The organism is Acinetobacter sp. NPDC052428 (assembly GCF_044547685.1).
GTDB lineage: Bacteria > Pseudomonadota > Gammaproteobacteria > Pseudomonadales > Moraxellaceae > Acinetobacter > Acinetobacter lwoffii_G.
This window is the reverse complement of record NZ_JBIUAT010000001.1, coordinates 169,828-196,620: the sequence shown is the minus strand read 5'-3', so window position 1 is coordinate 196,620 and position 26,793 is coordinate 169,828. Positions and strand designations below refer to the sequence as shown.

At 44.1% G+C, this 26,793-nt stretch carries 25 protein-coding genes and 1 pseudogene; 17 read left to right on the top strand and 9 right to left on the bottom strand.

Annotated elements, in window-relative coordinates; genetic code table 11:
* Nucleotides 1-166: 166 nt before the first annotated feature.
* Together gltS and ACIG3F_RS00955 are read left to right on the top strand one after the other, a co-directional pair.
* Nucleotides 167-1,405, top strand: a complete 1,239-nt coding sequence (gltS, locus tag ACIG3F_RS00960) for a sodium/glutamate symporter (protein WP_004731964.1) — start codon at nt 167-169, stop codon at nt 1,403-1,405.
* A gap of 45 nt (nt 1,406-1,450) precedes the next feature.
* Nucleotides 1,451-2,926 carry an alanine/glycine:cation symporter family protein gene (locus ACIG3F_RS00955; RefSeq protein ID WP_396468987.1) on the top strand — a complete coding sequence of 492 codons (1,476 nt, stop codon included), beginning with the start codon at nt 1,451-1,453 and terminating at the stop codon, nt 2,924-2,926.
* A 52-nt stretch (nt 2,927-2,978) separates the two neighbouring features.
* On the opposite strand, the gene chrA is transcribed toward ACIG3F_RS00955, so the two are convergent.
* Nucleotides 2,979-4,184: a chromate efflux transporter gene (gene chrA / locus ACIG3F_RS00950; RefSeq protein ID WP_396468985.1), complete on the bottom strand. Its 1,206-nt coding sequence runs from the start codon at nt 4,182-4,184 to the stop codon at nt 2,979-2,981.
* 123 nt (nt 4,185-4,307) lie between these two features.
* On the opposite strand from chrA, the gene ACIG3F_RS00945 reads away from it, so the two are divergent.
* The 7 genes and pseudogenes from ACIG3F_RS00945 (at nt 4,308) to ACIG3F_RS00915 (ending at nt 10,240) form a co-directional block, all read left to right on the top strand.
* Nucleotides 4,308-5,312 (top strand): patatin-like phospholipase family protein, encoded by a 1,005-nt coding sequence (locus tag ACIG3F_RS00945; protein WP_005247818.1) that lies wholly within the window; start codon nt 4,308-4,310, stop codon nt 5,310-5,312.
* Nucleotides 5,313-5,659: 347 nt separating this feature from the next.
* Nucleotides 5,660-5,836: a hypothetical protein gene (locus ACIG3F_RS00940; RefSeq protein ID WP_004731959.1), complete on the top strand. Its 177-nt coding sequence runs from the start codon at nt 5,660-5,662 to the stop codon at nt 5,834-5,836.
* A gap of 287 nt (nt 5,837-6,123) precedes the next feature.
* Nucleotides 6,124-6,645, top strand: a complete 522-nt coding sequence (locus ACIG3F_RS00935; RefSeq protein WP_004280680.1) for an acyl-CoA thioesterase — start codon at nt 6,124-6,126, stop codon at nt 6,643-6,645.
* A gap of 150 nt (nt 6,646-6,795) precedes the next feature.
* Nucleotides 6,796-7,359, top strand: coding sequence for a TetR/AcrR family transcriptional regulator (locus ACIG3F_RS00930; RefSeq protein ID WP_396468982.1), 564 nt, complete (start codon nt 6,796-6,798; stop codon nt 7,357-7,359).
* A gap of 40 nt (nt 7,360-7,399) precedes the next feature.
* Nucleotides 7,400-8,599, top strand: coding sequence for an MFS transporter (locus ACIG3F_RS00925; protein WP_396468980.1), 1,200 nt, complete (start codon nt 7,400-7,402; stop codon nt 8,597-8,599).
* A gap of 1 nt (nt 8,600) precedes the next feature.
* A pseudogene (locus ACIG3F_RS00920) lies at nt 8,601-9,494 on the top strand (LysR substrate-binding domain-containing protein).
* A 131-nt stretch (nt 9,495-9,625) separates the two neighbouring features.
* Nucleotides 9,626-10,240 carry a glutathione S-transferase family protein gene (locus ACIG3F_RS00915; RefSeq protein WP_314103724.1) on the top strand — a complete coding sequence of 205 codons (615 nt, stop codon included), beginning with the start codon at nt 9,626-9,628 and terminating at the stop codon, nt 10,238-10,240.
* 81 nt (nt 10,241-10,321) lie between these two features.
* On the opposite strand, the gene ACIG3F_RS00910 is transcribed toward ACIG3F_RS00915, so the two are convergent.
* Together ACIG3F_RS00910 and ACIG3F_RS00905 are read right to left on the bottom strand one after the other, a co-directional pair.
* Complete coding sequence (locus tag ACIG3F_RS00910; protein WP_314103637.1) at nt 10,322-11,926, bottom strand: bifunctional 3-(3-hydroxy-phenyl)propionate/3-hydroxycinnamic acid hydroxylase; 1,605 nt, start codon at nt 11,924-11,926, stop codon at nt 10,322-10,324.
* 353 nt (nt 11,927-12,279) lie between these two features.
* On the bottom strand, nt 12,280-12,513 hold the full coding sequence (locus ACIG3F_RS00905) for a hypothetical protein (RefSeq protein ID WP_004645811.1): 234 nt from the start codon (nt 12,511-12,513) through the stop codon (nt 12,280-12,282).
* A 391-nt stretch (nt 12,514-12,904) separates the two neighbouring features.
* Between ACIG3F_RS00905 and ACIG3F_RS00900 the strand changes: the two genes are divergently transcribed.
* From ACIG3F_RS00900 to ACIG3F_RS00880, 5 genes are all read left to right on the top strand, one after another.
* Entirely contained in the window at nt 12,905-13,912 is a 1,008-nt protein-coding gene (locus ACIG3F_RS00900; protein ID WP_396468977.1) for a CobW family GTP-binding protein, read from the top strand.
* A gap of 101 nt (nt 13,913-14,013) precedes the next feature.
* Nucleotides 14,014-14,544 (top strand): YaeQ family protein, encoded by a 531-nt coding sequence (locus ACIG3F_RS00895; protein WP_026056583.1) that lies wholly within the window; start codon nt 14,014-14,016, stop codon nt 14,542-14,544.
* Nucleotides 14,545-14,629: 85 nt separating this feature from the next.
* Nucleotides 14,630-15,253, top strand: a complete 624-nt coding sequence (locus ACIG3F_RS00890) for an MgtC/SapB family protein (RefSeq protein ID WP_396468975.1) — start codon at nt 14,630-14,632, stop codon at nt 15,251-15,253.
* A gap of 85 nt (nt 15,254-15,338) precedes the next feature.
* Nucleotides 15,339-15,677 carry an FKBP-type peptidyl-prolyl cis-trans isomerase gene (locus ACIG3F_RS00885; RefSeq protein WP_004280661.1) on the top strand — a complete coding sequence of 113 codons (339 nt, stop codon included), beginning with the start codon at nt 15,339-15,341 and terminating at the stop codon, nt 15,675-15,677.
* 241 nt (nt 15,678-15,918) lie between these two features.
* Complete coding sequence (locus tag ACIG3F_RS00880; RefSeq protein WP_396468972.1) at nt 15,919-17,730, top strand: diguanylate cyclase domain-containing protein; 1,812 nt, start codon at nt 15,919-15,921, stop codon at nt 17,728-17,730.
* Here ACIG3F_RS00880 and ACIG3F_RS00875 read toward each other — a convergent pair.
* Nucleotides 17,727-18,194 (bottom strand): GNAT family N-acetyltransferase, encoded by a 468-nt coding sequence (locus ACIG3F_RS00875; protein ID WP_396468970.1) that lies wholly within the window; start codon nt 18,192-18,194, stop codon nt 17,727-17,729. The two genes, ACIG3F_RS00880 and ACIG3F_RS00875, sit on opposite strands and share 4 nt — an antisense overlap.
* A 370-nt stretch (nt 18,195-18,564) precedes the next feature.
* Between ACIG3F_RS00875 and ACIG3F_RS00870 the strand changes: the two genes are divergently transcribed.
* From ACIG3F_RS00870 to ACIG3F_RS00860, 3 genes are all read left to right on the top strand, one after another.
* Entirely contained in the window at nt 18,565-19,050 is a 486-nt protein-coding gene (locus ACIG3F_RS00870; protein ID WP_396468968.1) for a hypothetical protein, read from the top strand.
* A gap of 260 nt (nt 19,051-19,310) precedes the next feature.
* Nucleotides 19,311-19,586 carry a hypothetical protein gene (locus ACIG3F_RS00865; RefSeq protein WP_005106290.1) on the top strand — a complete coding sequence of 92 codons (276 nt, stop codon included), beginning with the start codon at nt 19,311-19,313 and terminating at the stop codon, nt 19,584-19,586.
* A 149-nt stretch (nt 19,587-19,735) separates the two neighbouring features.
* On the top strand, nt 19,736-20,233 hold the full coding sequence (locus tag ACIG3F_RS00860; protein ID WP_180086336.1) for a DUF2505 family protein: 498 nt from the start codon (nt 19,736-19,738) through the stop codon (nt 20,231-20,233).
* A 122-nt stretch (nt 20,234-20,355) separates the two neighbouring features.
* On the opposite strand, the gene ACIG3F_RS00855 is transcribed toward ACIG3F_RS00860, so the two are convergent.
* The 5 genes from ACIG3F_RS00855 to ACIG3F_RS00835 all read right to left on the bottom strand — a co-directional run bounded on the left by ACIG3F_RS00855 (nt 20,356) and on the right by ACIG3F_RS00835 (nt 26,788).
* Nucleotides 20,356-21,030: a DUF1345 domain-containing protein gene (locus tag ACIG3F_RS00855; RefSeq protein WP_396468965.1), complete on the bottom strand. Its 675-nt coding sequence runs from the start codon at nt 21,028-21,030 to the stop codon at nt 20,356-20,358.
* 197 nt (nt 21,031-21,227) lie between these two features.
* Nucleotides 21,228-21,677, bottom strand: coding sequence for a YbjQ family protein (locus ACIG3F_RS00850; RefSeq protein WP_180086332.1), 450 nt, complete (start codon nt 21,675-21,677; stop codon nt 21,228-21,230).
* A 3-nt stretch (nt 21,678-21,680) separates the two neighbouring features.
* A complete protein-coding gene (locus ACIG3F_RS00845; RefSeq protein ID WP_004280648.1) occupies nt 21,681-22,037 on the bottom strand; it encodes a YbjQ family protein in 357 nt (118 codons plus the stop codon).
* A gap of 108 nt (nt 22,038-22,145) precedes the next feature.
* Nucleotides 22,146-23,612, bottom strand: coding sequence for a multidrug efflux RND transporter AdeIJK outer membrane channel subunit AdeK (gene adeK / locus ACIG3F_RS00840; protein ID WP_396468962.1), 1,467 nt, complete (start codon nt 23,610-23,612; stop codon nt 22,146-22,148).
* Nucleotides 23,612-26,788, bottom strand: a complete 3,177-nt coding sequence (locus ACIG3F_RS00835) for an efflux RND transporter permease subunit (protein ID WP_253174392.1) — start codon at nt 26,786-26,788, stop codon at nt 23,612-23,614. Before ACIG3F_RS00835 ends, adeK begins: the two co-directional genes overlap by 1 nt.
* Between the last annotated feature and the right edge of the window lie 5 nt (nt 26,789-26,793).

The window sequence follows — 26,793 nt, the reverse complement described above, 5'->3', positions numbered from 1 at the left end:
GATATTCATAAGTTTAAAAGAGATGATAAATCGGTTTGTTTTTCTAATGGTGATAGATCAAATCAGGATATTTCCAGATAAAGATCTAATGAGCGAGCTAGAGATCTAGCGCACTCCCTCACTTTTAGAACAATAAAAAATTCAAAATCATCTTGGGCAAAAAATTATGGATTTTACTTTTAACGCATTTTATACCTTGATTGCCGCAGTCATTGTTTTGTTACTCGGCCGATTCCTGGTTAATAAAATCGATTTTTTAAGACGTTACAATATTCCTGAGCCGGTTGCGGGCGGTTTGGTTGCGGCGATTATCTCATTGCTGGTGCATTCATTGTGGGGATATAGCATCACCACCAGTGCAGAATTACAAACCAGCTTTATGCTGATTTTCTTTGCTTCGATTGGTCTGAGTGCCAACTTTTCCAAGTTGCGTGAAGGTGGGATCGGTCTGGTTATTTTCCTGTTTGCTGTTTCGGCTTTCATTATTTTGCAAAATGCGGTCGGCATGAGTCTGGCAACATTATTGGGTATTGACCCGTTGATTGGCCTGATTGCAGGCTCAGTTACCTTAACCGGTGGTCATGGTACTGCGGGTGCATGGGGGGAAATTTTTGAAGTTGAACATGGTATTCAAGGTGCTTTGGCACTAGGTATGGCCAGTGCGACTTTTGGATTGATTATCGGCGGTATTATTGGCGGACCTTTAGCCAAGTTGCTGATCAATCGTTATAACCTGGCGACTGCGCGTACCGATCAGCAAATTGAAACGCGTGACAATACGCCAATGGACAGCACCACCAGCGAATATGTACCGTTTGAATATCCGCATCAGGTGCGTTTAATTACCGCTGATAATGCAATCACGACCTTGGGTCTATTTGCAGGCTGTTTGGCTTTTGCAGAGTTTATGACGGGTTTCAGTAAAGGTACTGCATTTGAACTGCCAACATTTGTCTGGGCATTGGCGGGTGGTGTCATCCTGCGTAATGTACTGGAAGGTGTTTTCAAAGTTCAGATTTTCGATCGCGCGATTGATGTGTTCGGTAATGCTTCATTGTCGCTGTACTTGGCGATGGCATTGTTATCATTGAAATTATGGCAATTGGCTGACCTTGCAGGACCACTGATGGTAATTCTGGGTGCACAGACCATCACCATGGCTTTGTATGCCGGTTTTGTAACTTTCCGCATCATGGGTAAAAACTACGATGCTGCGGTACTTGCAGCAGGGCATTGTGGTTTCGGTATGGGCGCAACGCCAACAGCGGTTGCCAATATGCAGGCGATTACCAATATGTATGGTGCGTCGCATAAGGCCTTCCTGATTGTTCCATTATGTGGTGCGTTCTTCGTTGACTTAATCAATGCTACTGTTATTCAGATGATTTTGAAGTTTTTTGCATAATTTTTATGCCTGATACGATGAGTCATAGGCTCATAAGGATGTGACATGAATGATCAGTTAAATGAAACCTTACTCGGCTGGATTAATGCCCTGAATGGCCCTTTATGGGATTTTCTGGTGGTGTTTCTGGTCGCAGTCGGTATTTTCTACACGATCATGACGGGTGCAGTACAAATTCGTTTGTTCTGGCACAGCATGAAAGTCATGAAAAATAGCCGTGGCAAGGTTCAGGATACGCACGGCATTACCCCGTTTCAGGCCTTTGTCACTGGACTGGCAAGCCGGGTCGGGGTGGGCAATGTCGCGGGTGTTGCCATTGCGATTGCAATTGGTGGCCCCGGTGCCGTTTTCTGGATGTGGTTTACTGCCTTTCTGGGCATGAGTTCTGCTTTTGTTGAATCCTCTTTGGCCCAGTTGTTTAAGGTGCGAGATAACAAAAACCAGCAATTCCGTGGTGGACCAGCTTATTACATTACCCAAGGCCTGAAACAGAAATGGCTCGGGATTGTCTTTGCGATTGCATTGATCACGACTTATGGTTTTGTCTTCAATGCAGTTCAGGCCAATGCCATTACCGGAGCAACCTCTCATGCCTGGGGCTGGGATCAGGCGAACCTGATTCTGCCATTAGGCGGCCTGAATCTGGAAATTTCCTGGGTCGGATTGTTTCTGGTCTTGATGACTGCGGTGATCATTTTTGGCGGGATTAAACGGATTGCGAAAGTTGCGGAAAGCTTTGTGCCGTTTATGGCGGTGCTTTATCTGGCTGTGGCTTTGTATATTGCGGTCATCAATTACGATTTGCTCCCATCCATCTTCCAGCTCATTTTCAGTAAAGCCTTTGAATTTGAAGCCGCCGCTGGTGGATTCTTTGGCGCCATGGTATCTATGGCGATGATGATGGGCATCAAGCGTGGTCTGTTCTCTAACGAGGCAGGGATGGGTTCGGCACCGAATGCTGCTGCAGCTTCCGATGTCAAACATCCGGTCAGCCAGGGTCTGGTACAGATGCTCGGAGTATTTGTAGATACCTTTGTGGTGTGTTCATGTACCGCGATTATTATTCTGGTTTCGGGTCTGTATGAAAATGCAGGATTTGAAGGCGTGACCTTGACCCAGATGGCGCTTGAAAGCCAGATTGGTGCTTGGGGTGATGACTTCCTGGCTTTGATTCTGTTCCTGTTTGCCTATTCTTCGATTATTGGTAACTATGCCTATGCCGAAGGAAACGTCCAGTTCATCAATAACAATAGCCGGGTTATGTTGATTTTCCGTTTATTTGTATTGGTGATGGTGTATTTCGGTTCCATCGCCAGCGTGCCACTGATCTGGAATATGGCGGATCTGTTCATGGGTGTCATGGCAAGTATCAACCTGATCGCAATCCTGTTGCTGATGCCATTCCTGCTGATGCTACTCAAAGATTATACCGGTCAGCTGAAGCGCGGCGTGAAAGAGCCTGAATTTAAACTGGATAACCATCCTAAATTTAAAGACAAGGTCAAATCAGATATCTGGTAAGACTTGAAGCAAAAAGCCCCGATCATTCGGGGCTTTTTTGTGCCAAAGTTATTTAAAAGAAATTTAAATAACTTTGATAAAGCACGAAGCCCAAAATCAGGCTGAACCAGACTGGTAATTTTGAGCGTAGCAGGGCAATCATCACTGCGACAAAGACCAGGTCGGAGCCATAACTAAAATAACGTTGTGAAAGATCCAGCAATAAATACAGCAATAGCCCCACCACCGCAGCATTGATGCCCATCACCGCCTGATGAATATGGCGCTGCTGCATCAACCATGACCAGTAGGGCAAGGTGGCAAAAATCAGGAAAAATGAAGGTAAAAAGATTGCGCAGGTCGCTAGTACTGCATTCAGCCAGACATAGGGCGTCCAAGGCTGCAAAGCACCAATATAACTGGCAAAACTGAATAAAGGCCCCGGCATAAGCTGGGCAAATGCATAGCCAAGATCAAAAGATTGTGCACTCACTAAACCAGTCGTGACAAAGTCCTGATGTAACAAAGGCAAAATCACATGACCGCCACCAAACACCAGCGAGCCAGTCTGATAAAAATTGGAAAAAAATTGCAGCTCCGATTCACCCCATAATTTTCCAGCTAAGGGCAGCAGCAAAAATGGCAGGATAAATGCCAGTAACCAATAAGGTGCAGCGGCAGATCGAATATAAGGCGAGCTGATTGCCGTTTTGTTAATTTCTTTGGGTTTCGAATCTGATTGGGAAAAATATCCAGCCAAGAGTCCACAGATTGCGCCCAGTATAATGACCAGAATCTGGTTAAAACTTACTGAAACGACTATCAGTAATGCGACAGAGAGGATTAAGACAGCGTATTGCCAAACCGTTTTACAGAAGCTTCTCAGCATTTGCCAGAATGCCCAGGCGATTACAGAAAATACAATTAACTGGATGGTATGAAAGCTGTTTGAGTTTAAAATATGAAAATAGCTTTGACCCAAGAGCGCCACCAAGGTCATCAGAATCATTGAGGGCAGGGTAAAACCCAACCATGCGATCACGGCACCAGTATAGCCCCGTTGCAGATAACCGATCGACAGCCCCACCTGACTGCTGCTCGGCCCGGGTAAAAGTTGCGCCAAAGCGACCAGTTGACTGTACTGGGTGTCATTCAACCATTGCAGTTGGGTCACAAATTTTCGGTGAAAAAACACCAGATGCGCCGCTGGACCACCAAATGAAATGCAGCCCAGTTGCAGGAAAATCAGGAAAATCCGGTACAGTGAGATTGAAGGCATACAGTTATGGGAAAAATGAAGATAAAGTAGCTGAACTGTATGACAGTTTTACGAAATTCTACAGACTATTTATGCATGTGTTTATACACTATGCTGCTTTAGATTAATGAGGACATTCTCTGCATGCAGAAATATGTGTTGAGTATGGTGATACTGGGTACATTTGGCCTAAGTGCTTGCCAAACGACCCCAATGACAGCCCAAGCGGCGACTAGTCATCTACAACCTGCTGCACAACGCGGAGAAGCTCAGGCACGTCCGAATCAAATTGATTTTCAAAAGATCAAGCAAACCCAGCAACGTCCGGTAGTTGCTTTAGTTCTGGGCAGTGGCGGTGCGCGTGGCTATGCGCATATTGGTGCGTTGGAAGTACTGGAACAGGCGGGTATTCAACCAGATTTTATTGTCGGAACCAGTGCGGGCAGTATTGTGGGATCCATTTATGCAAGTGGCAAACCGGCGATTGAACTGCGCAATATTGCTCTCAACATGCGACCGAATGATGTCCGTGATATCAAGCTGGCCAGAAAAGGTTTTTTTGATGGCAAGAAAGTTGAGGACTATGTCAACTTGCAAGTCGATCAAACCCCGCTTGAAGCCATGAAAATCCCGATGTTTGTGGTAGCAACCGCGCTGAAAGAAGGCAAGAAAGTCGTCTTTAACCATGGCAATACCGGACAGGCGGTACGTGCTTCAGTCTCGATTCCGAGTATGTTCATTCCGACCATCATTCAAGGTAAAGAATATGTAGATGGTGGTCTGGTCAGTCCGGTGCCGGTTGATGTGGCACGTGAGCTAGGGGCCGACATTGTAATTGCGGTGGATATTCTGGCACAACCTATTCATACCGAAACCAGCAATGTCTGGGGGCTATTTAACCAGAACATCAATATTATGCAGCAACATCTGGCACATGAAGAATTAAAGCATGCAGATGTGGTGATTCAGCCGGACTTACGCGAAAAAGGTCATATCTTTGATGTCCGTGGCAGGGAACTCACCATGCAGGCTGGTGCCGAGGCGACCCAGTTAAAGTTGATGGAAATTTCACAAGCCTACCAAAAACATGATTATGCTCAAGGACATCGGATTCCACAGTTTGTGGTACATGAACATCAAGCTCAATAAATCTTTTTTTTGAATTTTCTGTTTATTCCTATATCGTAGGACTGCGGTATAAGGATATCCAATCAAGAGAATGAAAGATCATCGGCTATGACGCTTAACTGATTGTTATAAAAGATAAGATAATTGCCTATGTGTATCAGTCAATCAGAATTATCGCAAAAGATAAAATTAATTTTAAATATAACAAATTGAATTATAAGTATATTGTTTTAAATAATAAGCCTTATTCGTCCTAAATTAAAATTTTAATATTATTATTCGTATACTTAAGTTGATCAAATATTCAAAAGCATCTGTGTTCATGCCAGAATGCAGTTTGAAAAGATCACTACACAGATGTAGACATCATGATGCATATTAAAATTGGACAGCAGGTCAAACTGGCACAATTCGAACACTATATTTTTACAGTGACCGCGACCCATCAGGATGGTTCTTTTACCGTTGAAACGACCTTGGATGGTCAACAAATTTTAAGTTATCAGAACGTGGCGCAGGAAATGCTCAGGCCAGTGATGCTTTAAATCACACAGAGCCTTTTTATTTTCCTGAATTATTTTTGTTCAGAGCTTAAAACAGTGAAAAATTCTCAGTTGCTGTGTGATCAACCCCAGATAAATAAGTGTTGATTTATTGGCACTTAACTTTCTAACTGAGATTTTAAGCAATTAAATATATTTTTTTCTGTATGAATACATTTTCTATATCAATAATTGTGATGCTTCATTTGCCGAATTGAACATTTTATTCATGCTAAAAACGCTATAATAATAAACGATAACCTTGTCATTCAAAGAGTTCAAAGAAAACGATGGCCCCTTTAGATCAAATTGCAGCAGTGTCGGATGACCAGTCAGAGTTAACGATGTCAGTTCTCATGACGCCAGATATGGCAAATTTTTCAGGAAATGTTCATGGTGGAACCATTCTGAAATTATTGGATCAGGTGGCGTATGCGTGTGCAAGTCGCTATTCGGGTAGTTATGTCGTGACCTTATCTGTAGACAAGGTGAATTTTAAAGAGCCGATTCACGTTGGTGAGCTGGTTACCTTTCTGGCCAGTGTGAATCATGTTGGCCGTACTTCAATGGAAATCGGGATTCGTGTAGAAGCCCAGAATATTCAAAAGAGAACGGTACGTCATACCAATAGCTGTTATTTCACCATGGTTGCGGTGGATGAAAATGGTAAACCAAAACAGATTCCAGCTTTGAACCTGGACAATGACTGGAAACGTTGCCGTTTTGAAGCAGCAGAACAGCGTAAAGTCGCGCGTTTGCAAGAAAATCATCATCCTTCATGCAGCATTTATAAAAAGACTGCACAGAGTTAAGTTAAATCGTGATTGAGAAAAGACCTTCATATGAAGGTCTTTTTTTTGCATCAATTTCAGTTTTTCACTGGAGCTTTGTTATTTTTTACCCTAATATAAAACGATACGTATCGTTTCGATTTTTAGATCTTAAAAGTTAAGTAGAAAAATATGAGCAGTGACGAAAAAAGTTCCCGACGACAGCAGTGCATTTTACAGGCGGTCGCAGATGCGCTGGCAGAATGTGAATATCATCATCTGACGATTGAAGATGTAGCGGCACGTGCCGGTGTTGGCAAGTCCACGATTTATCGATGGTGGAAACATAAATCGGAACTGGTGCTGTACACTTTCAAACAGCATACAGCTTCGGTATTTGAGCTGGATACCTCTAAAAGCCTGAAAAGCAATCTCATTCAACAACTCGGTTCTTTATCTCAAGCGCTGAATCATCCGGTCGGTCGGGCTTTGCTGGTAGTGATTGCCAATCACCGCGAACTGGCAGGTGAGTTCTTTCAGCAATATCTCTTGCCACGTCGGCAACAGACCCATCAACTGATTCAGCAAGCGATTGAACGGGGAGAAATCCGCGCTGATTATCCTTTTGATTTGATGCTGGATACCTTATACGGCCCGATTCATTACCAGATCATTTTTTTCAACCGGATTCCAGATGAACACTATATCCAGAATCTGGTCGAGTTGGCCTTGCATCTGGTCACTGTTCAAGCCTGAGTTTGTGCTATTTCCCTACAAATTTTAAGAGTTGGTGATTATGTCAGTTAGCGCTGAGCGGTTATGGAATCGCTCATTTATCTTGTGCTTATTCAATAATTTTTTCCTGTTTGTTTATTATTTTGCCTTACTGACCATCTTGCCGATTTACATCATGAAAGATCTGGGCGGTTCGGTAAAAGAAGCGGGTCTGGCGCTGACGCTATTTTTGGCCTCTTCGATTGCGGTTCGGCCATTTTCCGGCATGATCATCGAAAAGCTCGGCAAGAAAATCTCGATGCGCGGTGCAGGCGTGATTTTTGCCTTATTTTCCTTTAGTTATTTGCTGGTAGATAGCATGTGGTCGCTGTTGCTGGTGCGTTTTTTACATGGTATCTGGTTCAGTATTCTGACCACGGTGGCAGTACCCGTCGCTAATGAATTTATTCCTGAACAGCGCAAAGGTGAGGGCATGGGCTATTTCGTCATGTCGACCAATCTGGGTGTGGTTTTTGGGCCCTTGCTGGCATTGACCGTAATTCAGTTCACCAGCTTCAAAGTCTTATTTGGCATTCTTGCCGTTATCATTTCTTTGAGGCTCATTTTCTGTTGGATGCTCAAAATCACAGAGTTACCAAAATCTGAAGCTATAAGCACAGAAAAAACCAGCTTGAGCTTGCAGGATATTCTGGAAGTCAAAGTTCTGGCGGTAAGTTTTGTGGCTTTACTAACCGCTTTTGCCTACTCGGGCATCATGAGTTTTATTACTGCATTTAGTGAAACCAAGCAGCTTTTGGGCTATACCAGCGTATTCTTTATTGTATTTGCAGCATCCATGTTGCTGGTCAGACCTTGGGTTGGAAAGATTTATGACCGTAAGGGCCCCAGTGCGGTGATTTATCCTTCATTTATTTTCTTTGCCATTGGTCTGGTGATTGTCAGTCTGATTTCCAATCAATGGATATTATGGTTGTCGGCAGTGTTTATTGGCATCGGTTATGGTTCACTATTCCCATGTTTGCAGACCTTGGCCATTCAGTCGGTCGACAAACAGCGTATGGGACATGCGATTTCAACCTTCTTTACCCTGTTTGATCTGGGTTTAGCGATCGGTTCCGTGGCAATGGGAGTATTGATTGCCTATTGGGGCTTTGAAACTACTTATGTTTTGAGTGCCGCACTCGTCATTGTGACGATATTGGTTTATCGTCAGTATGTTGCCAAAAAGCAAAATAAGCGCCCGGCAAGTTTGGAGTTATAAAATGGAATTAAGGCATTTACGTTATTTCGTTACGGTGGCGCAGGAACTGAACTTTACCCGTGCCGCGGAAAAATTAAATACGGTACAGCCTTCATTGAGCCAGCAAATCAAGGATCTGGAACGTGAGGTTGGCGTACAGTTGCTAGAGCGGAATAACCGTAAGGTCGGGCTAACTGAAGCTGGACAGGCGTTTTTAAAAGAAGCTTTACTGAGTCTTGAGCATGCAGAGCGCGCCATTCAGACTGCCAGACAGATCGCCAATGCGCAGCAGGACCAGCTGAATATCGTTTTTGTCCCGGTCGCGGAAATGAAAGTCTTTCCTTATATCATGCCGAATATCCGCGCGCATTTTCCTGAACTGAAAGCACAGTTTCACAGTCTGACCGATGCAGAACAGTTTAGTGCTTTAAGAAATGGACAGATTGACATTGCCTTTACCCGATATCCAGGGCAGTTGAGTGAGTTTGATTCGATCCGCATTTTTGATGAGCCTCTAACCCTGATCGTGCCGAAAGATTCCCCGGCTGCGGCCTTGTCCTATGTCAGTATCAAGAGTTTTTAAAATCAGGACTTTGTGATTAGTGGTGAGCAGTCCTCACCGCAACTGCATAAGCTGATTCAGGATTTTTTTAAACAGTCCAAATTAAAAGTGAATGTGGTGCAGTATTCCACCAATATTCTGCTCAATGTCAATCTGGTGGGAATGGGCGTGGGCTGGAGTCTGGTGCCAGCCTATGTGATTCCATTGCTCGGCGATAATATTGTGGTGAAAAAGACCCTAGAACCGTTACCGATGATTGGACTGTATGCCAATTATCGCAAGGATCAAAAACATGTTGTGATTGATCTGATTTTGAAAGTATTAAAAGAAAAGTTTTGTGTGGATCTTTTTTAATATTTAAACCTTCAATCTGCCCATCTAAAAAGCCGTGCGACAGAAATGATCTGTAGCACATCCTTTTAAATCGGGACTGCAAATCACTTTATACTGAACCTCTAACAATAAAAACCGGTTGAAGCAGGATGATGAAGCTCTATAACAACCCACAATCACGTGGCTTGACCTTGTTGCCTTTGCTGAAAGAATTGCAGATTGAAGATCAGATTGAGCAGGTGGAAGTTGCCTATGAGCATATGCATCAGCAGGCGTATACACGGATCAATCCGATGGGAAAAGTTCCCTGTCTGGTGGATCAAGGCGTCATTATTTCAGAAATGGCCGCCATTTTTATCTATCTGGCAGATAAATATCGTGACAAAGGATTGGCACCTGCTTTGGATGATCCGAAGCGTGGGGCGTATTTAAAATGGATGTTTTTCTGTCATGGACCCTTCACCGAATATATCGATATAAAAAATTTGCAGGTGTCGCCAGAAAATATTGAAAAGAACCGGAGAAGTTTAAGTTTTGGGAATGAAGTAGCCGTATTTGATTTTCTGCAACAGGGCATCGGGCAGGCTAGTCCTTATCTGTTGGGTGAAAAAGTCTCGGCGGCGGATCTCTATGTGGCTTACTGTTTGATCTTCGCCATATCTGCGAAAATTTTACCGCCATTTGACGAGTTTAGGCTCTTCCTGCAGCAGATGGCTCGCCGTGATTCCCTGAAAGATATCCCGTGGTTTCAAGAGTACCGAGTCTAATTCCTCGGTCTATATATTGTCCGGGAGATCTAAAACAATAAAAAAAACCACGCCGAAGCGTGGTGAAAAGTGACCCTAATATTATTTCAGGTAAAGCTTTTTAAACAGTTGCTGGCTGGTGCTTTCCATCGATTGAGGAATGGCCAGGGCAGCTACGAAACGGTCAGGACGCAAGATCACAACTGAATCAGACGTGTTGCCAAACCACGAGCGGATATCTGTGCCGATATCACCAATGGTGATGACATCTTCATACTGTTTACGCTGGCTATTTTGCAATTGTACCGCAGGAATTACCTGAATGAATTTCACGCCGAGCGTTTTCCACTGTTGCAACGTATCTGGGCTCAGACCCCATTTCGGATCGACACCCCAGGCAATAATCGCAAAATCATTGCCGATCACTTCATCCAGTAATACGGTTTCACCCGAAGCCAGCTGAACCTGAGGCTGGATAAGCATTTTGCCGACTGGAGAGTTCTTGGCTCCCTTGCTCAAAAGTGCGCCGTCATGATATTTCGGCATTGGTTTGAAGCGCATTTCCAGCAGATACTGCTTGATTGGTTTGATATAGTTCAGGGCATAGGCAATGCCGTCACGAACAAAACCTTGCCATTTTTTCGGTGGTGCCAATATGTGACCTGCCATCACCGACAGGTCAATCATCGCCTTGGCATGGTCTTTACGTTCGATCTGATAAGAATCTAAAAGTGCTGGGCCAGCTTTGCCTTGAACAACCAGTGCCATTTTCCAAGCCAGATTAAAGGCATCACGCATACCGCTGTTATAACCCTGACCTTGCCATACCGGCATAATGTGCGCTGCATCACCGGCAAGTAAAATACGGTCGACACGGAACTTGTCGGCAATACGAGCATTATGGGTATAGACACGCTGACGGATCACTTCGATACCATCTGTGCTTGGTAAAACCTTAGAAAGAAGTTTGGCAATATTTTCCGGTTTGCTCAGTTCTTCCTGCGTTTCACCCGGCATAACCATAAATTCAAACCGGCGAATACCATGTGGCAATGCGGCTGATACATAAGGACGAACCGGATCACAACATAAGTAAATATGTGGTGTAGCAAGCGGATCATTCTCAAGGTCAATCACGATCCATTGATTCGGTGCGGTTTCACCTTCAAAGGCAATGCCCAGGTTGCGGCGCACATATGAATTACCGCCATCACAGGCAATCAGATATTGAGCGCGGATGGTTTCTGCATCGCCCTCTTTATTTTGCAGATTGAGTGTTACGCCGTCAGCATCTTGACTAAACTGGGTCAATTGACGAGAAAATAGCACTTGGGTGTTTTTATATTGCTTTAAGCCTTGCAGTAGGACGTTATCGACTTGTGGCTGAATAAAGGCATTACGGCGCGAGAAACCAAACTCACGTGTTAAAGGCTGAATATCTGCAAAACAGCGACCTTTAGGCGTCAAGAAGCGCATCGCATGATTCGGAGTGGTATGCGGTAAGACTTGATCGACTAAACCCAAAGATTGAATGGTACGTAAGGATTCATCATCGATTCCAATCGCACGTGGATAATCAATCAAACTATCCAGTTGCTCGACAATCGTGACAGCTACGCCTTGCTTGCTCAGATAGTTGGCAATGGTTAAGCCTACAGGGCCGGCGCCAAGGATTGCCACTTCAGTAGTGTAATTAGTATTGCTCATAGCGAATGTCCACTCAATCGACTTGCATTTGATGCTATTAAGGGACAGTTAGAAGCCAGAAACAAGTTAGGCGATAGTAGCTTAAGTATATGGATGATATTGGATTGAAATAGGTGGTTTTTAAATAAATAATTGATTTTAATTATAAAAATAATAAAAATTTGATAGCCTGTATTAATTCTATGATCAGTTTTGACTATGGTGATAAATAGATTTTATGCAATAAAAATGCTGAACCAGCATCAAGCATGATTCAGCATAGAATAATATCGGGGGCAGTATAGGACAAAGCCTACTGGAGAATTACTGTCCCTGATATCTTCATTGAAGGATTAAACGAGTTGTTCAATCACTTAACGTGCAGCAGGTTTTGCAGGTGTCGTAGTTTCCGCAGCAGCTTCAGAGGCAGCAGGCTGCTCTGCAGATGCACCTGCAACCGGGGCATTGGATTCAGGTAATTCCTGGGTAGTCACAATCACTTTTTCTTCTGCAGTGGTGGTTTTCGCATCTGTGGTTTTACTGTCAGCAAAGCTGGTGGCTGCAGCAGCAGTAAGCGTAGTGGCAAGTAAGATTTGTGCATATTTCATTTTTGGCATCCTTTTATTCATGTCATGTAATCTGCCGAGCTGACCATCACATCAATTCGACAGATGCCCATCCTAAGCACAGGAATTTTACTGAGCAAATCAATTAACAAAAGCGACACGCAGGTAATAACTGAGCTGATACAAAACTGAGAAAATTGTTTTATTTCTGTTAATTATGCAGAGTTTTATTTAATGAAAGTGTGTATGAATATTTCAAAAATCAAATTTGAAATAAAAGTTAACATAGAAAATTGGTAATTTTGGATCATTCCATTAATTTTTATCTCTGTGATTTTCACACCGTGTTTGCGAAGAACACGCATTTTAAAGTCATACTGTGCTTTATAATGCAGAGCATTGCTATTTCTATTCAATTTCTTGAGAGCCGATTTTGAAAATTCTGTCAGCGTCGCAGGCTATTCCTGTCCATATCATTTCTGGATTTTTGGGTGCAGGTAAAACCACACTACTCAAACATTTACTACAGCAAAAACCGGAACAGGAAATCTGGGCGGTGCTAATGAATGAATTTGGCCAGATTGGGGTAGACCAGCAGTTATTGCCGCAAGATCAGGGTTATGCGGTCAAAGAGCTGTTGGGTGGTTGTCTATGTTGCAGTAGCCAGTTACCGATGCAGATCGCCTTGTCACGCCTGCTGTCAGAGGTGAAACCGGATCGTCTGTTTATCGAACCTACTGGGCTGGGACACCCGAGACAATTACTGGAACAGTTGACCGAACCGCACTGGCAGAGTCATTTAAACATGCAGGCTTTAGTCACTGTGGTAGATGGTTCGCGTTTGCATGACCGGGACTGGACTCAGCAAAACCTGTATGCGGACCAACTCAAGGCAGCGCATATTGTAGTGATTTCACATACTGACTTGATGACAGCCGCCGATCACGCAGCGCTCACGCAGCTTCAGGCAGAATATCAACCTTATGCGCAACAGTGGCTGTTCACCGAGCATGGACAGCTCGATATCGAACAGATCAAGCAGGACTATCGGGGTTCTGCCCGTCAGATTCAGCCTTTGTTAAAACAGCAACAGATCACCCGTTCAGCGGATACGCCCGTAGTGATTCAGCAGATGCCTTATCATTATGTAGAAAGTGCGCAGGGTTATCAGGTCGCTGGCTGGAAATTTCCAAAACGCTGGCAATTTAATTTTTATGATCTGCTGGATCTGCTCTGTGAACAAAAAGACTGGCTCAGAATAAAGGGAATTTTTAATACGGATCAAGGCTGGAAAAGCTTTAATTTTAATCCGGAGCAGTTTAATTATCAGTCGGCAGATGAAGGCATTGATAACCGGGTGGAAGTGATTTATCAACAGTCACGGGATTGGCTGGCCTTTGAAACTGCCCTGATGCAATGTCGTATGGATCCAGAGAAATAATGGTACTGTTTCTAGTGCGCTGAATGAATTATTGGCCTAAATCTGTTCAGCAAAATAGCGCTAAATCTTATATGCTAGGCGCCAAATTTGAGGATTATGTGATGGCGTTAAAAGCGACGATTTATAAGGTTGATTTGAATATTGCGGACATGGATACGCATCGTTATGCAGACTATCAGCTGACGATGGCGCTGCATCCTTCAGAAACCATTGAACGCTTGATGGTGCGTATTCTGGCCTATGCACGCTATGCCGATGAAGCGCTGGAATTTACCAAGGATCTTTTTGAAACCGATGAACCGGCACTCTGGGAAAAAGATCTGACCGGTCAACTGGTCAAATGGATTGAAGTCGGTAGCCCGGATGAAGATAAAGTCAAAAAGGCCAGTGCGCGTTGCAAGCAGGTCGCAGTTGTCACCTATGGTTCTGCGGTGGATGAATGGTATAAGCGCAGCAGCAAATTAAAAACCTTAAAAAATGTGGAAGTGTGGAAGTTATCTACCGCAACCACCGACGCATTGCCACAATTATGCGAACGCACCATGCAGTTACAGCTCAATGTGATGGATGGTGAATGGACCTTGATCGGTGATCAGGGCCAGGTGCTGGTGGAGTGGGAACAGTTACAATAAGGCCAAATAAGGATGCAAGTCTGGACTTGTATCCTGTAGCTCAAATTGCGTATATCTGAGGGATAAGAATACGCAGGGCTGCACCATGTACCATGAACTTTATGATTTACTGCTGGCTGTCGCGATCGGCGCAATTATTGGTGCAGAGCGTGAGTATCATAGTAAATCTGCCGGACTGCGTACCATGATTATGGTCAGTCTGAGTTCCTGTTTATTTACCATTATCTCTCTGAAAATAGGCGTGGCCAATCCTGACCGGCTGGCCGCTAATGTCTTGACTGGACTGGGTTTTCTGGGTGCCGGTGTTATCCTGAAAGATGATAACCGTATTTCTGGAATTACCACCGCGACTACCATCTGGATGACGGCAGCACTCGGCATGGCAGTCGGTGCTGGCTATGAACTCTTAAGTATTTGGGCTACTTTTATTGTCATGGCGGTGCTGGTTCTATTAATGTATGTTCAGCGCGGTATCGAATCTCTGAATCAGGAACGCAGCTATGAAATCGTCTGCCCATTTGATCAAAATGATTCCAATCACTACGAAATGCTATTTAAACGTTATCAGTTAAAAGTAGTGCATTCCTCACAAAAAAAAATTGAGCAACAGATTGTCGGACGCTGGATTCTGATGGGATCGGCCAAGAATCATCAAGAATTAACCCAGCATTTACTCAATGACAAGAATATTCAGGAACTCAGCTTTTAACCCATCAATGGCCCAGACTTAAAAAAACAGAGCAATCCGGTTTATACTGAGCTTTGAATTTTATGCCCCTCTCAGGTAAATAACCATGATCAACGAACTTGAAATTATTGATTTAAAAGTAGGCGAAGGTAAAGAAGCGGTGAAAGGTGCTTTAATTACCACGCACTATACTGGCTGGCTGGAAGATGGAACCAAGTTCGATTCTTCAATTGACCGCGGTAATTATTTTGAAACAGTCATTGGCACAGGTCGTGTGATTAAAGGTTGGGATCAGGGGATTCTGGGAATGAAAGTTGGCGGTAAGCGTAAACTGATGGTGCCTGCACATTTGGCCTATGGCGAACGTAAAATGGGTAAAGTCATTCCAGCCAATTCCAACCTGATTTTTGAAATTGAACTGTTTGACGTAAAAACACGTGATTAAAATGATTTAACTGGCTGAATATAAGTTATATTTTTTATTCAAAGATATACGCTGGTTCCGGTGCAGTTGCTTCCAAATAGGCTGTGCCGGAGAAGCTACAAAAAACATCTAAAAAGATTTGAAATCAAAAATATTCCTTGTAAATTATAAGAATAATAAAGAATTATCTTGAGATAGAACGTATTTGCATAACTTGATAAGGAATGTCTGTTTTTTCGTATTTGTCTGTGCCTTGAGCTGGATGACTTGCATCATAAGTTCAGCAATCGCTCAGGATGAACTCCCTTCGCCGTCATTTCAGCAGCAATCTCACGACCATATTACTGAAGTTCATTTTACCGAACATAGCACTAGTGCCTTGCAGGGAAAATGGCTGTTTTATCCGAGTCAGTTTATTGTTCAGCCCAGCCCCGTACTCCAGTCAAAAACAGTTGAATTGCCAGCCTCTTTTAAAACTCTAGCGGGTTCAAACTCTGGCTACGGTACCTTTATTGGTTATTTTAAAATTCCGAAAGAATTTCTCGGGCGACGCATCGCGATTCGGATTCCAACCCAATACGGCGCCTATCGGGTATATGTCAATGGACAGTTTATTGTCCGGCTCGGAGAAATCAGTACCACACCTGACAAACAGGTGACTGAGAAAGCACCGCGTATTGGCTATTTTGTTCTAGACACTGAGTATATTACCTTAAGCATTCAGGCTTCCAATTATACCCACTTGCATGGCGGTCTCGAACGACCAATGCAGATCGGCGTTGCAGCTACCATCAATCGCCAATTCCAGCAGCTCATGATGAGTATCGCCATGGTGTGTGGGGCGGTGCTTGGGGTGGGGATGTTTACTATTCTATTTTCGGTATTCAGGGGATCACAAGAACGTAACAGTAAAAGTATCTTTGTTTTTGGCTGGTTTATTGTCTTTTTAGCCCTGCATAACCTGTTTTCTGCACCTTATGCCTATTCGGTATTTACCAATATCAACTGGCTGTGGGGAACCCGCTTAGAGTATCTGTTTACTTTTATTGCTGCCTTCTTTTTTCTCAGCTATATGCATCTGTTTAACCGGCGCTATCTAAATCCGGTGATTTATTATATCGCAGTGGCATTACTGGTTTTTAACATTACTTTCACCCTATTTTCACCTCCTGAGATATTTGAACGTCTGGCCCTATTTAGTGCGATTTTTGCCTTGGTCATCATCGGTAATTTTATTTACGGTTTTTATCAGACCTTACGTTATAAAGAGCATTATTCGCTTTTAAATCTGATTGCAATTATTTTCCTCTGTCTAACTTTTTTGAATGATTATCTATTGCTGATCAATGTAATTAAAACCACGCATCTGTTCTTTATCTCAACCAGTATCTATGCCTTATTAATCATGTTTCAGCAGTCTAGACATTATGCACATCAAACTTATGAGACTGAACAGCTGAACCTGAACCTGATCGCCCTCAATAATTCGCTCGATCAAAAAGTTAAAGAACGCACCCAGCAGCTGCGTGAAGTAAATGCCAAACTGGAACAGCAGATGAATATTGATGCATTGACCGGGGCTTTTAACCGGCGTGCCTTAAATCATGAAATCCAGCAGCAGTTTTTACAGACCCAACAACAGCCGCAACATACCTTGATTTTTGCCATGCTCGATGTCGATTTTTTTAAAAACTATAATGACTACTATGGCCACTTAAAAGGCGATGAAATCCTGAAAAATCTGGTCAGGATTATTCAGTCTGCTTTGCCATCGTCTGGCTATCTGGCACGTTATGGTGGTGAAGAGTTTGCGATTCTGCTCACTGGAATGCCGGTGCAAACTGCCCTGAAAAATCTGGAAAATGTGTTAAACCAGATTCGGGAACAGCGTATGCAACATCTGAATCGGCCAGATGCAAAAGATTATGTTACGGTTAGTATGGGCGCGGCCTGGGTTGAACAAAACCATGGCTATGCAGATATTCATGAATTGATGAAAGCGGCAGATGTGCAGCTCTACGCCGCTAAACAGGCAGGACGTGATCAGTTAAAAATTGAAAAAGAGGTCGATTAAAAAACATATTTATACAGATAGCGCGATTCATCTTCTGACTCGGCAGAATGTGGATGAAAGCCGCAGTGCTGATAATAACTTAAGGCAGTTTGGGTAGATTGTATTTCAATCTGATGAATTTTTTTCTTTAATAAAGTGCGATGCATTTGTTGAAATAACTCGGTGCCGAACCCCAGTCTTTGGCAGTGTTGGACCACATAATGCATCCGGATTTCTCCAGCATCACTGACCAATAAGAATCCGACGACCTTGTCATAGATGAGATAAACCCAGCAATCGTTATACAGCATATCGACAATCAGGCTGGCATGATCAAACTTTTCTAGCCAGGTTTGAATTTTGCTTTCTTCACGCTGATGATCCAGTACACAGGACTGAATGCTGTCATGAATGACCTGAATAATTTGAGGTATATCTTCGACCCTCCCTTCACGAATCATAATATTATTCATTTTCTCGAACATTTATAGGGAAGGTTTATTTGATAAAAAAGAAGAGGGTAAAAAACAGAACAATATTGTAGTTTTTTGAGAATATTTTCCGTGATTTATCCATGTGAAGATCTGTTCTGTTTCTGATTTGTCCTGTTTGTTTATCTCAAGTTCTTGAATCTCATTAGGGAGTTAAAAATAAAAAATCAAAGTAAATCAATTTTTAAATAAATCGAAGTTCGAATCTGGGTAAAATGAGCAAGCAGAGAAGATAAATAGTAAAAATAAGCCTCAAGTTTGCACTGTATAAAAAATAGACGTATGCTGGGTCAAAAGGGACTATTCAAATGAATCTTGATCCTATAACCATAAAAATAAAATTAGTCACATGAGATCATCCACCATGCTGAAATTACTGCTGTTGTTATGTGTTTTATTCATGTTGAATGCTGCCTGGCTCGTCGGCAGAAAGATCTATAAAGCTCAGCGCCATCTGGCGCGTCAGCGTCCAGAAAAACCGGCACAGATTTCCAGCATGACAGAGCAAGAGGTCATCGAGCAAGAGCAGCAAGTACATCTGGTGGATGCTTATGAACTGGAACTGTTTGACGATGTGGCACAGCTATTCTTTCAACGGCAGGTGCATATTGAGAATCGGGCACAGGCCGAACAGTTACAGCAAGAACTATTACAAAAAATGCCAATGCATAGTGGCACCCAGATTCGTCAGATGGATTTAGGCGAATGGTCTATTTTCTGGAATTTTTATGATCAGTCACTGGAATATTATGTCGGTCGCTATGGCGTATTCTATGCACATGTCGACCGTTTTGGAGAAGAGCACCGGCATGAAATTCGCAGGGAACTTTTGCATTCTGACTGTGCTTAGAACACAACTTTCAGTCATTCTGTACGATTGAAGATCTCAGGCTACGTACTTAAGCCATTATAATTCAGAAAAGGTATCTCATGCCTTAGCTCAGATTTTTTTCTGCCTCTTGGCGGAAATAGCCCATATAATTTATCTCCTTTAAGCCATAATCTTGCGCTAGAAAAACCTCAAGACTCGCGAGTCCTATTCTTGAAATAGTCGTTTAGAATGTACGGAGTCTGGCGAGCAATGATCCGGACTAAAAAGGCAGGAGCGCTATGATCATTGATTTTCATCAAGCAAAATTACAGAAGTTTATTGCTCTGGCGATGAAGATCGAAGCTGAGCCTGAACAGTATTTACAGTTTGATTCGGTCTCGGATTTTTATAAGGCTGACTGGTTGCAAGCTTTCCCGGTTGGAACTGAATACTATGTTTCCGGTCTGGATGATGGTGCCGATGAGTTTCATGCTGTGATCTATTATGGCGAAGCGCAGCTACAGATCAGCTGTGGACAGGCACAGCTTTCAGTAAAACTATGTTGCAAACATTGACCGGACTGCCGGCATTTCCCGATAAAAGAATAATGACATCCGCTATAAAGTTGATATAAATTGCAGAGTCATCTCTGTATCTGATTTTTATTCGCATCAGCCGAGAGTGGCATAGGCGAATATCGTAATAAAAATAAGGAAAAAATAGCATGGCACATCAGTTCACCGTGAAAGCAATTATCAATGGCGTGTCTATTGATGAATTTAAGCGTTTGGCCAATGATATTCGTTTGCATGAGGCAGTTTGCCATCGAATTCCTGCGCAAAACTTGGAAATCCTGGTTTCGGAAAAGCAGGGGCATATGTATACCCTGAAACGTGCTTATAATCTGGATGTTAATATTCCGGATATCGCAAAAAAATTACTCAAAGATGCATTCCGTTTGCAGCGTACCGATGTCAGCGATCTGAATGAAATGACTTCGACGGTACAACTCGGTGCGAACTTACCGATCGAGGCCATCTGTCAGCGTGCAGTCACCGGAGATCAAGACCAGATCCAGTTCCAGTTAAACTGGACAGTCAAAGTCAAAGTGCCTTTACTAGGTGGCATGCTAGAAAAGCATGCTGAAGGTGAGATTCGTAAATTTAGTGAAATTGAACTCAGCATTGTCGAAGATGAATTGCGTAAAGGTCTCACCGCTTGAAGCAATCAAATAGTGTGATTGACCTAATTTAAAAACTGGTCAGGTTAGACGCAGGATAGTGGTAGTTGATTGGGCGGTAGATCGCCATTTTCAGGGTGACTGCCACTATCCAAAAAACTTTTTTAAGTGCTGATAAAGTTTGCCGTCACGTTAATGCTGATGGCCAGAATAGTGGTATTGAATCCGTAAGCCAAAAGCAAATGTAGGGTATTCAAGACTCGCATGGATTGGCAAGTAATGGATACATCTGCAGTTTGCGCAGAAGTCCCGATGATATAACTAAAATATAAAAAGTCTGGATAAGTCGGTCTGGTGGTATTGGGAAAATCCAGTCCACCTTGTTGCTGTTTGTCGAGCGCCAAATAAAAGTCATGTGCATAATGAATTGCAAAAATCGTATGCATCAAGAACCAGGCTGAAATAATGGTCAGAACTGACAAGATTAAATGACCGGTTCGAATAGTGGTGTCTTGGGGTAAATGATTAATTTCAATAATAATCGCAATAAAACACATGATCAGGGTGATGATCACTAGAAACAGAATGATCCATTTGCTGGCATCTTGTTGCATGGCGCGTTGCAGAATATGAGCATGATCAATACGCCAGAGTTTTTTTATGGTCAATAATAAATAAGCGTAAATCGCGATATTCCAGCTGATCAAGAGGCAGCTTGACCAGCTCAAAGGGGTGACTGTCTGTAAAACCAGATAAAATCCAATGATGGCTGGGAAAATAATAAAGAAATACAGACGGGATTGAAGTGGCGTTTTTATAGATTGAAGAAGCTGCATCATGCCATTTATATTTGTTTTGCTGACTTCTCAAGATCCTAGCACAGAACCGTTTGCAATAAAGAAGATTGCACCGGCCTGAGTATCAGCCTCAGTTATTTCCTCTACGACATTTCTTCCTAAAGGTGTCGAACTAATTTGACTGCGCGGATCGCGCAGCAGGCGTGATCCTCTCGATAAATTTTTTTTTGAACCGATGTTTAAACGGATTGAGCGGGTTGTTGGATTGCAGTGCCATAAGCAAAGACTTCCACCATGCCACCTTGCATACCGAGTTCAGTGGTGCTGAGCCGAATACCCATAATCTGAGTCGCCCCGATTTTTTCGGCTTCGAGTTTTAAACGTACAATCGCTTCACGTCTTGCACGTTCTACTACACTTTCATAGCTGGTCAGACGACCACCAAGTATATTCTGCACATTGGCAATCGCATATTTAAAATAATCATGGGAAATGACCACATTGCTGCTGATCATCTGTCCGGAATATTCAGACACAGCGAAGCGGCTATTATTAACCCGGATATATGCCAGACGTTGTTCCTGTTCATCCAGATAACGAAAATGTTTACCTTCGTTATAACGTCCAAAACCGAAACCGACACAAAACAGAATGGCAAAAATGATGATCTGGAGAATTAAACCATCCATGCTTTAATCTGCCTGCGGAAAAGGGTCGGGCAATTTCGGCATGATCGGATCAACGACTACGGCTGTCCCATAAACAAAGAGTTCAGAAGCACCTTGGGCGATATTAGAGGTCGAGAAACGAATGCCGACAATCGCATTGGCACCCCTACTACGGGCTTTTTCAATCATGCGGTTCATGGCTTCCTGTCGTGATTCTTCCAGCAGTTCGGTATAGGCGGTAAGCTCACCACCGACAATATTTTTCAGGCCGGCCAATAAGTCACGTCCGACATGTTTGCTGCGTACGGTACTGCCATACACCACATCAATTTGCTGGCGAATGGTATGTCCCGGTACAGATTCCAGATTGCTAAGTAACATGTGCATGTTTTCTAAATAAATCGCTGGTCTATGACAATAGGAAAACTGCCTCGAAAATGCAATAAAAAAAAGCCCACCGAAGTGAGCTTTTCCTGATCTGTCTGGAATTTATTGCGCTGGTTGTTCTGCCGCACGGCGCTGTTCAGATACAGACGGTGTATTCGGCAAGGTATCCGTCGTATTGACTTTCAAGCCGCCCCCCAGGGTTTTGTAGACTTCAACCTGATTGTTCAGATTGGCCTGTTCAAGCAATAACAAACCTTGTTCTGCTGCATAAGACGCACGCTGTGCATCCAGTACCGTCAGATAGCTGTCAATTCCGGCGCGGAAACGTGCCTGTGACAAGCGATAGGTGGTCTTGGTTGCTTCGACCAGACGGCGCTGAGCTGCAAGACGGTCACCAATATTCTGACGTACTGCCAAGGCATCATTCACTTCACGGAAAGCAGTCTGAATCGACTTTTCGTAATCTGACAAGGCAATTTGCTGATCGGTTTCAGAAATACGGATATTGGCTTGACGGGTACCCCAATCAAAAATTGGAATATCCAGACTCGGACCAAATGACCAGGCAAAACTGCCCGATTTAAACAGGTCGCCTAAATCAGTAGAGGCATAACCTGCTGAACCGGTCAGACTAATCGTCGGGAACAAACGTGCACGTGCTGCCGCAATATTGGCACCTGCCGCAGACAGACGGTATTCTGCTGCACGAACATCTGGACGGTTAATCAGCAGATCACTTGGCAAGCCTGAACCCAATGCAGTATTGGAGGTGATGCGGGTCACGCGTTGTGCTGGTAATAAATTCGCAGGCACTTGCTGACCGACCAGCAGGTTTAACAGGTTTTGTACCTGTGCTACCTGAGTGCGGTAATTCGCAACATCATTACGTGCGGTTTCAACCGAGATCTGTGCCTGACGTACTGGAAGCTCGCTATCAATCCCGACATCAAAACGTTTTTTGTTCAGATTGAAAGATTCAAGCTGGGCTTTCAGCGTTTGTTCAGCTAAAGCCAGATTGGCATTGGCAAACGAATAGCTAAGCCAAGCCTGAGACACCTGACCAATCAAGGCAATTTGCGTCGCATCTCGAGCACTTTGGGTCGCTAAGAAGTTATCTAGCGCATTGTCACGCAAGCTGCGGACACGTCCCCAAAAATCCAGTTCATACGCAGTTACACCAAGTCCGACATTATAAGTCGTCACTGCACCACGATTCTGGGAATTCATGGTGTCCTGGCGTAATACGCTACCACTGGCACCGATCGTCGGTAACTGGTTGTTTTCAGTAATCTGATACTGTTGCTGAGCTCGTTGAATATTGAGGGCAGCAATACGCAAATCACGGTTATTGTTTAATGCCAGATCCAGCACCTGTAACAGGCGCTGATCAGCAAAAAAGTTTTTATAACCTTGTTCTGCTACAGAAGTACCAGACGCATTGGTATAGCTGCTCGGGATATCTGCCTGCGCAACCGGCTCTGGACTGCGCATGCTTTGACAAGCCGTCAAAGCAAGCGCAAGGGCAGATACCGCAATGCTACGACCTGTAATAGACCATACATTTTGCATTACGACTTATACTCCTGATTTTGTTGTTTTGGTTTGTATTTAAAGACACTTCGAATCCAGACATAGAATACCGGGATAAAGAAGATACCTAACAAGGTCGAGCTGATCACGCCGCCGAGTACGCCATAACCGACTGAGTGCTGGCTACCTGCACCCGCCCCTGAAGCCAGAGCAAGCGGTAATACACCAAAACCAAAGGCCAATGTGGTCATGATAATTGGACGTAAACGCATTTTTGCCGCATGCAAGGTCGCTTCAAATAACTCTTCACCTTGTTCCTGCAATTCTTTCGCAAACTCGACAATCAAGATCGCGTTTTTCGCAGAAAGACCAATCACGGCAATAATCGCCACCTGGAAGTAAATGTTATTCGACAGGTTCGGGTTTTGCAGCAGCACCATTCCACCAAAGGTGAGTAATAATGCACCGACAATACCCAATGGCACCACCAGTAGAACCGAGAACGGAATCGACCAGCTTTCATATAGGGCTGCCAGACATAGGAAGACGATCAGCAGTGACAAGGCATACAGGAAGGGCGCCTGTGCACCAGATTCACGCTCTTCCAAAGACAGACCTGTCCATTCGAAGTCGAAACCTTGCAAGCCCATTTCTGGTAACTTCGCCACGATTTCTTCCATGGCCACCATCGCATCACCTGAGCTGATACCCGGAGCAGGTGTACCCTGAATGTTCATGGACGATACGCCGTTATAACGCTCAAGACGTGGTGAACCGTAGGTCCATTCGCCTGTAGCAAACGCCGAGAATGGCACCATTTCACCGCGGTTATTACGTACATACCATTGGTCCAGATCTTCCGGCATCATCCGCGAGCCAGCTTCACCCTGAACATAGACTTTCTTGACACGACCGCGATCAATGAAGTCATTGATATACGAACCGCCCCAAGCTATACCCATGGTACTGTTAATTTCAGCAACACTCACGCCCAATGCACCGGCTTGTGCATGATCGACAATGACACGGTACTGTGGAGTATCTTCCTGACCATTCGGACGTACACCAGCCAGACGCGAGTCTTGTGCTGCTAGACCGAGAATCGTATTACGTGCTGCCAGGAGCTGATCATGACTTTGACCACTTGCAGCTTTGAGCTGTAAGTTAAAGCCAGCCGACACACCCAGTTCAGGCATTGCAGGTAATTGCAGTGGCATGATGTAAGACGCATCTTTGACAATCATGTTTAGCGCCATACCACGTTGAATAATGGCACCGATTTGAGATTCCGGACTGTGACGCTCTGACCAGTCTTTCAGTTTAATAAATGCCAGACCTGCGTTTTGTCCCACACCCGTGAAGGAGAAACCTGCCACACTAAAGACGGATTCGACATGCTCTTTCTCGTTTTCCAAGAAATAGTTGGTCATGGTGCTGACCACTTTGTCGGTACGTTCCAAGGTAGCATTTGGCGGTAACTGAACCAGCGTCATGACCACGCCCTGATCTTCATCAGGTAGGAACGAAGAAGGCAGTTTCTGGAACAACAGCACAATAATACCCAGTACCACGGCATACACCACGCCTGAGAAAATCTTGCTGTGAGTCATACGGTTGACGCCGCCCTGATATTTCACAGAGACCTTATCAAAACTGCTATTAAACCAGCGGAAGAAACGCGCAAAAATACCATTACTTTCCGGCTTGTTCGGATCATGCTGTTTCAGCAGGGTCGCACATAGGGCAGGGGTAAAGGTTAAGGCAACCACCAGTGACAAGACCATCGCTGTTACCAGCGTAATCGAAAACTGGCGATAAATGACCCCGGTGGTTCCACCGAAGAAAGCCATTGGAACGAATACTGCCGACAGCACCGAGGTAATACCAATCAATGCGCCAGAAATCTGTTTCATTGATTTTTCAGTTGCAGCCACCGGATCGAGATGTTCTTCCACCATGACCCGTTCGACGTTCTCGACCACAACAATCGCGTCATCCACCAGAAGACCAATCGCCAACACCATGGCAAACATGGTCAGGGTATTAATCGAGAAGCCAAAGATGTTAATGACGGCAAATGTACCTAATACAACGACTGGAACCGCCATGGTTGGAATGATGGTGGCACGCCAGTTCTGCAAGAACAGGAACATGACCAGGAACACCAGAATAATCGCTTCGATCAGGGTTTTAACTACACTCTTAATCGACAGTTCAATAAATGGTGTTGTATCAAACGCCAGTTGGTCGACCATGCCTTGCGGATAGTTTGGACGTAACTGTTTTAAACGCTCTTCAACCGCTTGTGCGGTATCCAGGGCATTGGCGCCAGTCGCAAGTTTAATTGCTACACCACCAGCCGGTTTGCCATTAAATTTAGAATCGAACTGATAGTTATCTGCACCAAGTTCAACTCGTGCAACATCACCTAAACGAACTTGCGCACCCGAAGTGGCATTTTTCAGGAAGATATTGCTGAACTGTTCCGGCGTTTGTAACAGACTTTGAGCCGTTACCGTCGCATTTAACACTTGTCCTTGAACTGCAGGCGCGCCACCCAACTGACCTACGGCAACCTGTGCGTTTTGGGTACGGATTGCAGTAGCAATATCACTTGGCGTCACTTGCAGGCTGGCCATTTTGGCTGGATCCAGCCAGATACGCATCGCATAAGAACCACCAAAGACCTGAACTTCACCAACCCCGGCCACACGGCTTAAAGGCTCAGCAATATTCGAGTTAACATAGTCTTTGATGTCATCTGCGGTCAGGCTGCTATCAGGTGAATAGAATGCCAAAACTTGTAGGAAGCTGGCGCCCGATTTGGTCACCCGCACACCCTGACGCTGTACATCTTCAGGCAGCAGGGCAGTCGCAGACTGTAATTTGTTTTGAACCTGAACCTGTGCGATATCAGGATCGACACCCTGGTCAAAGTTCAAGGAAATAGACGAAGAACCATTACCCGCACTGTTAGACGAGATATAGCGCAAGCCATCCATACCGTTCATCTGCTGCTCGATGATCTGGGTCACTGTATTTTCAACAGTTTCAGCAGATGCACCCGGATAAGTCGCAGAAATGGTTACGGTTGGTGGTGCGATGGTTGGATATTGTGCAATCGGCATTTTACTGATGGTTAAAATACCCGCCAGCATAATCACCAATGCAATCACCCAAGCGAAAATCGGGCGATGAATAAAGAATTGAGCCATGAACC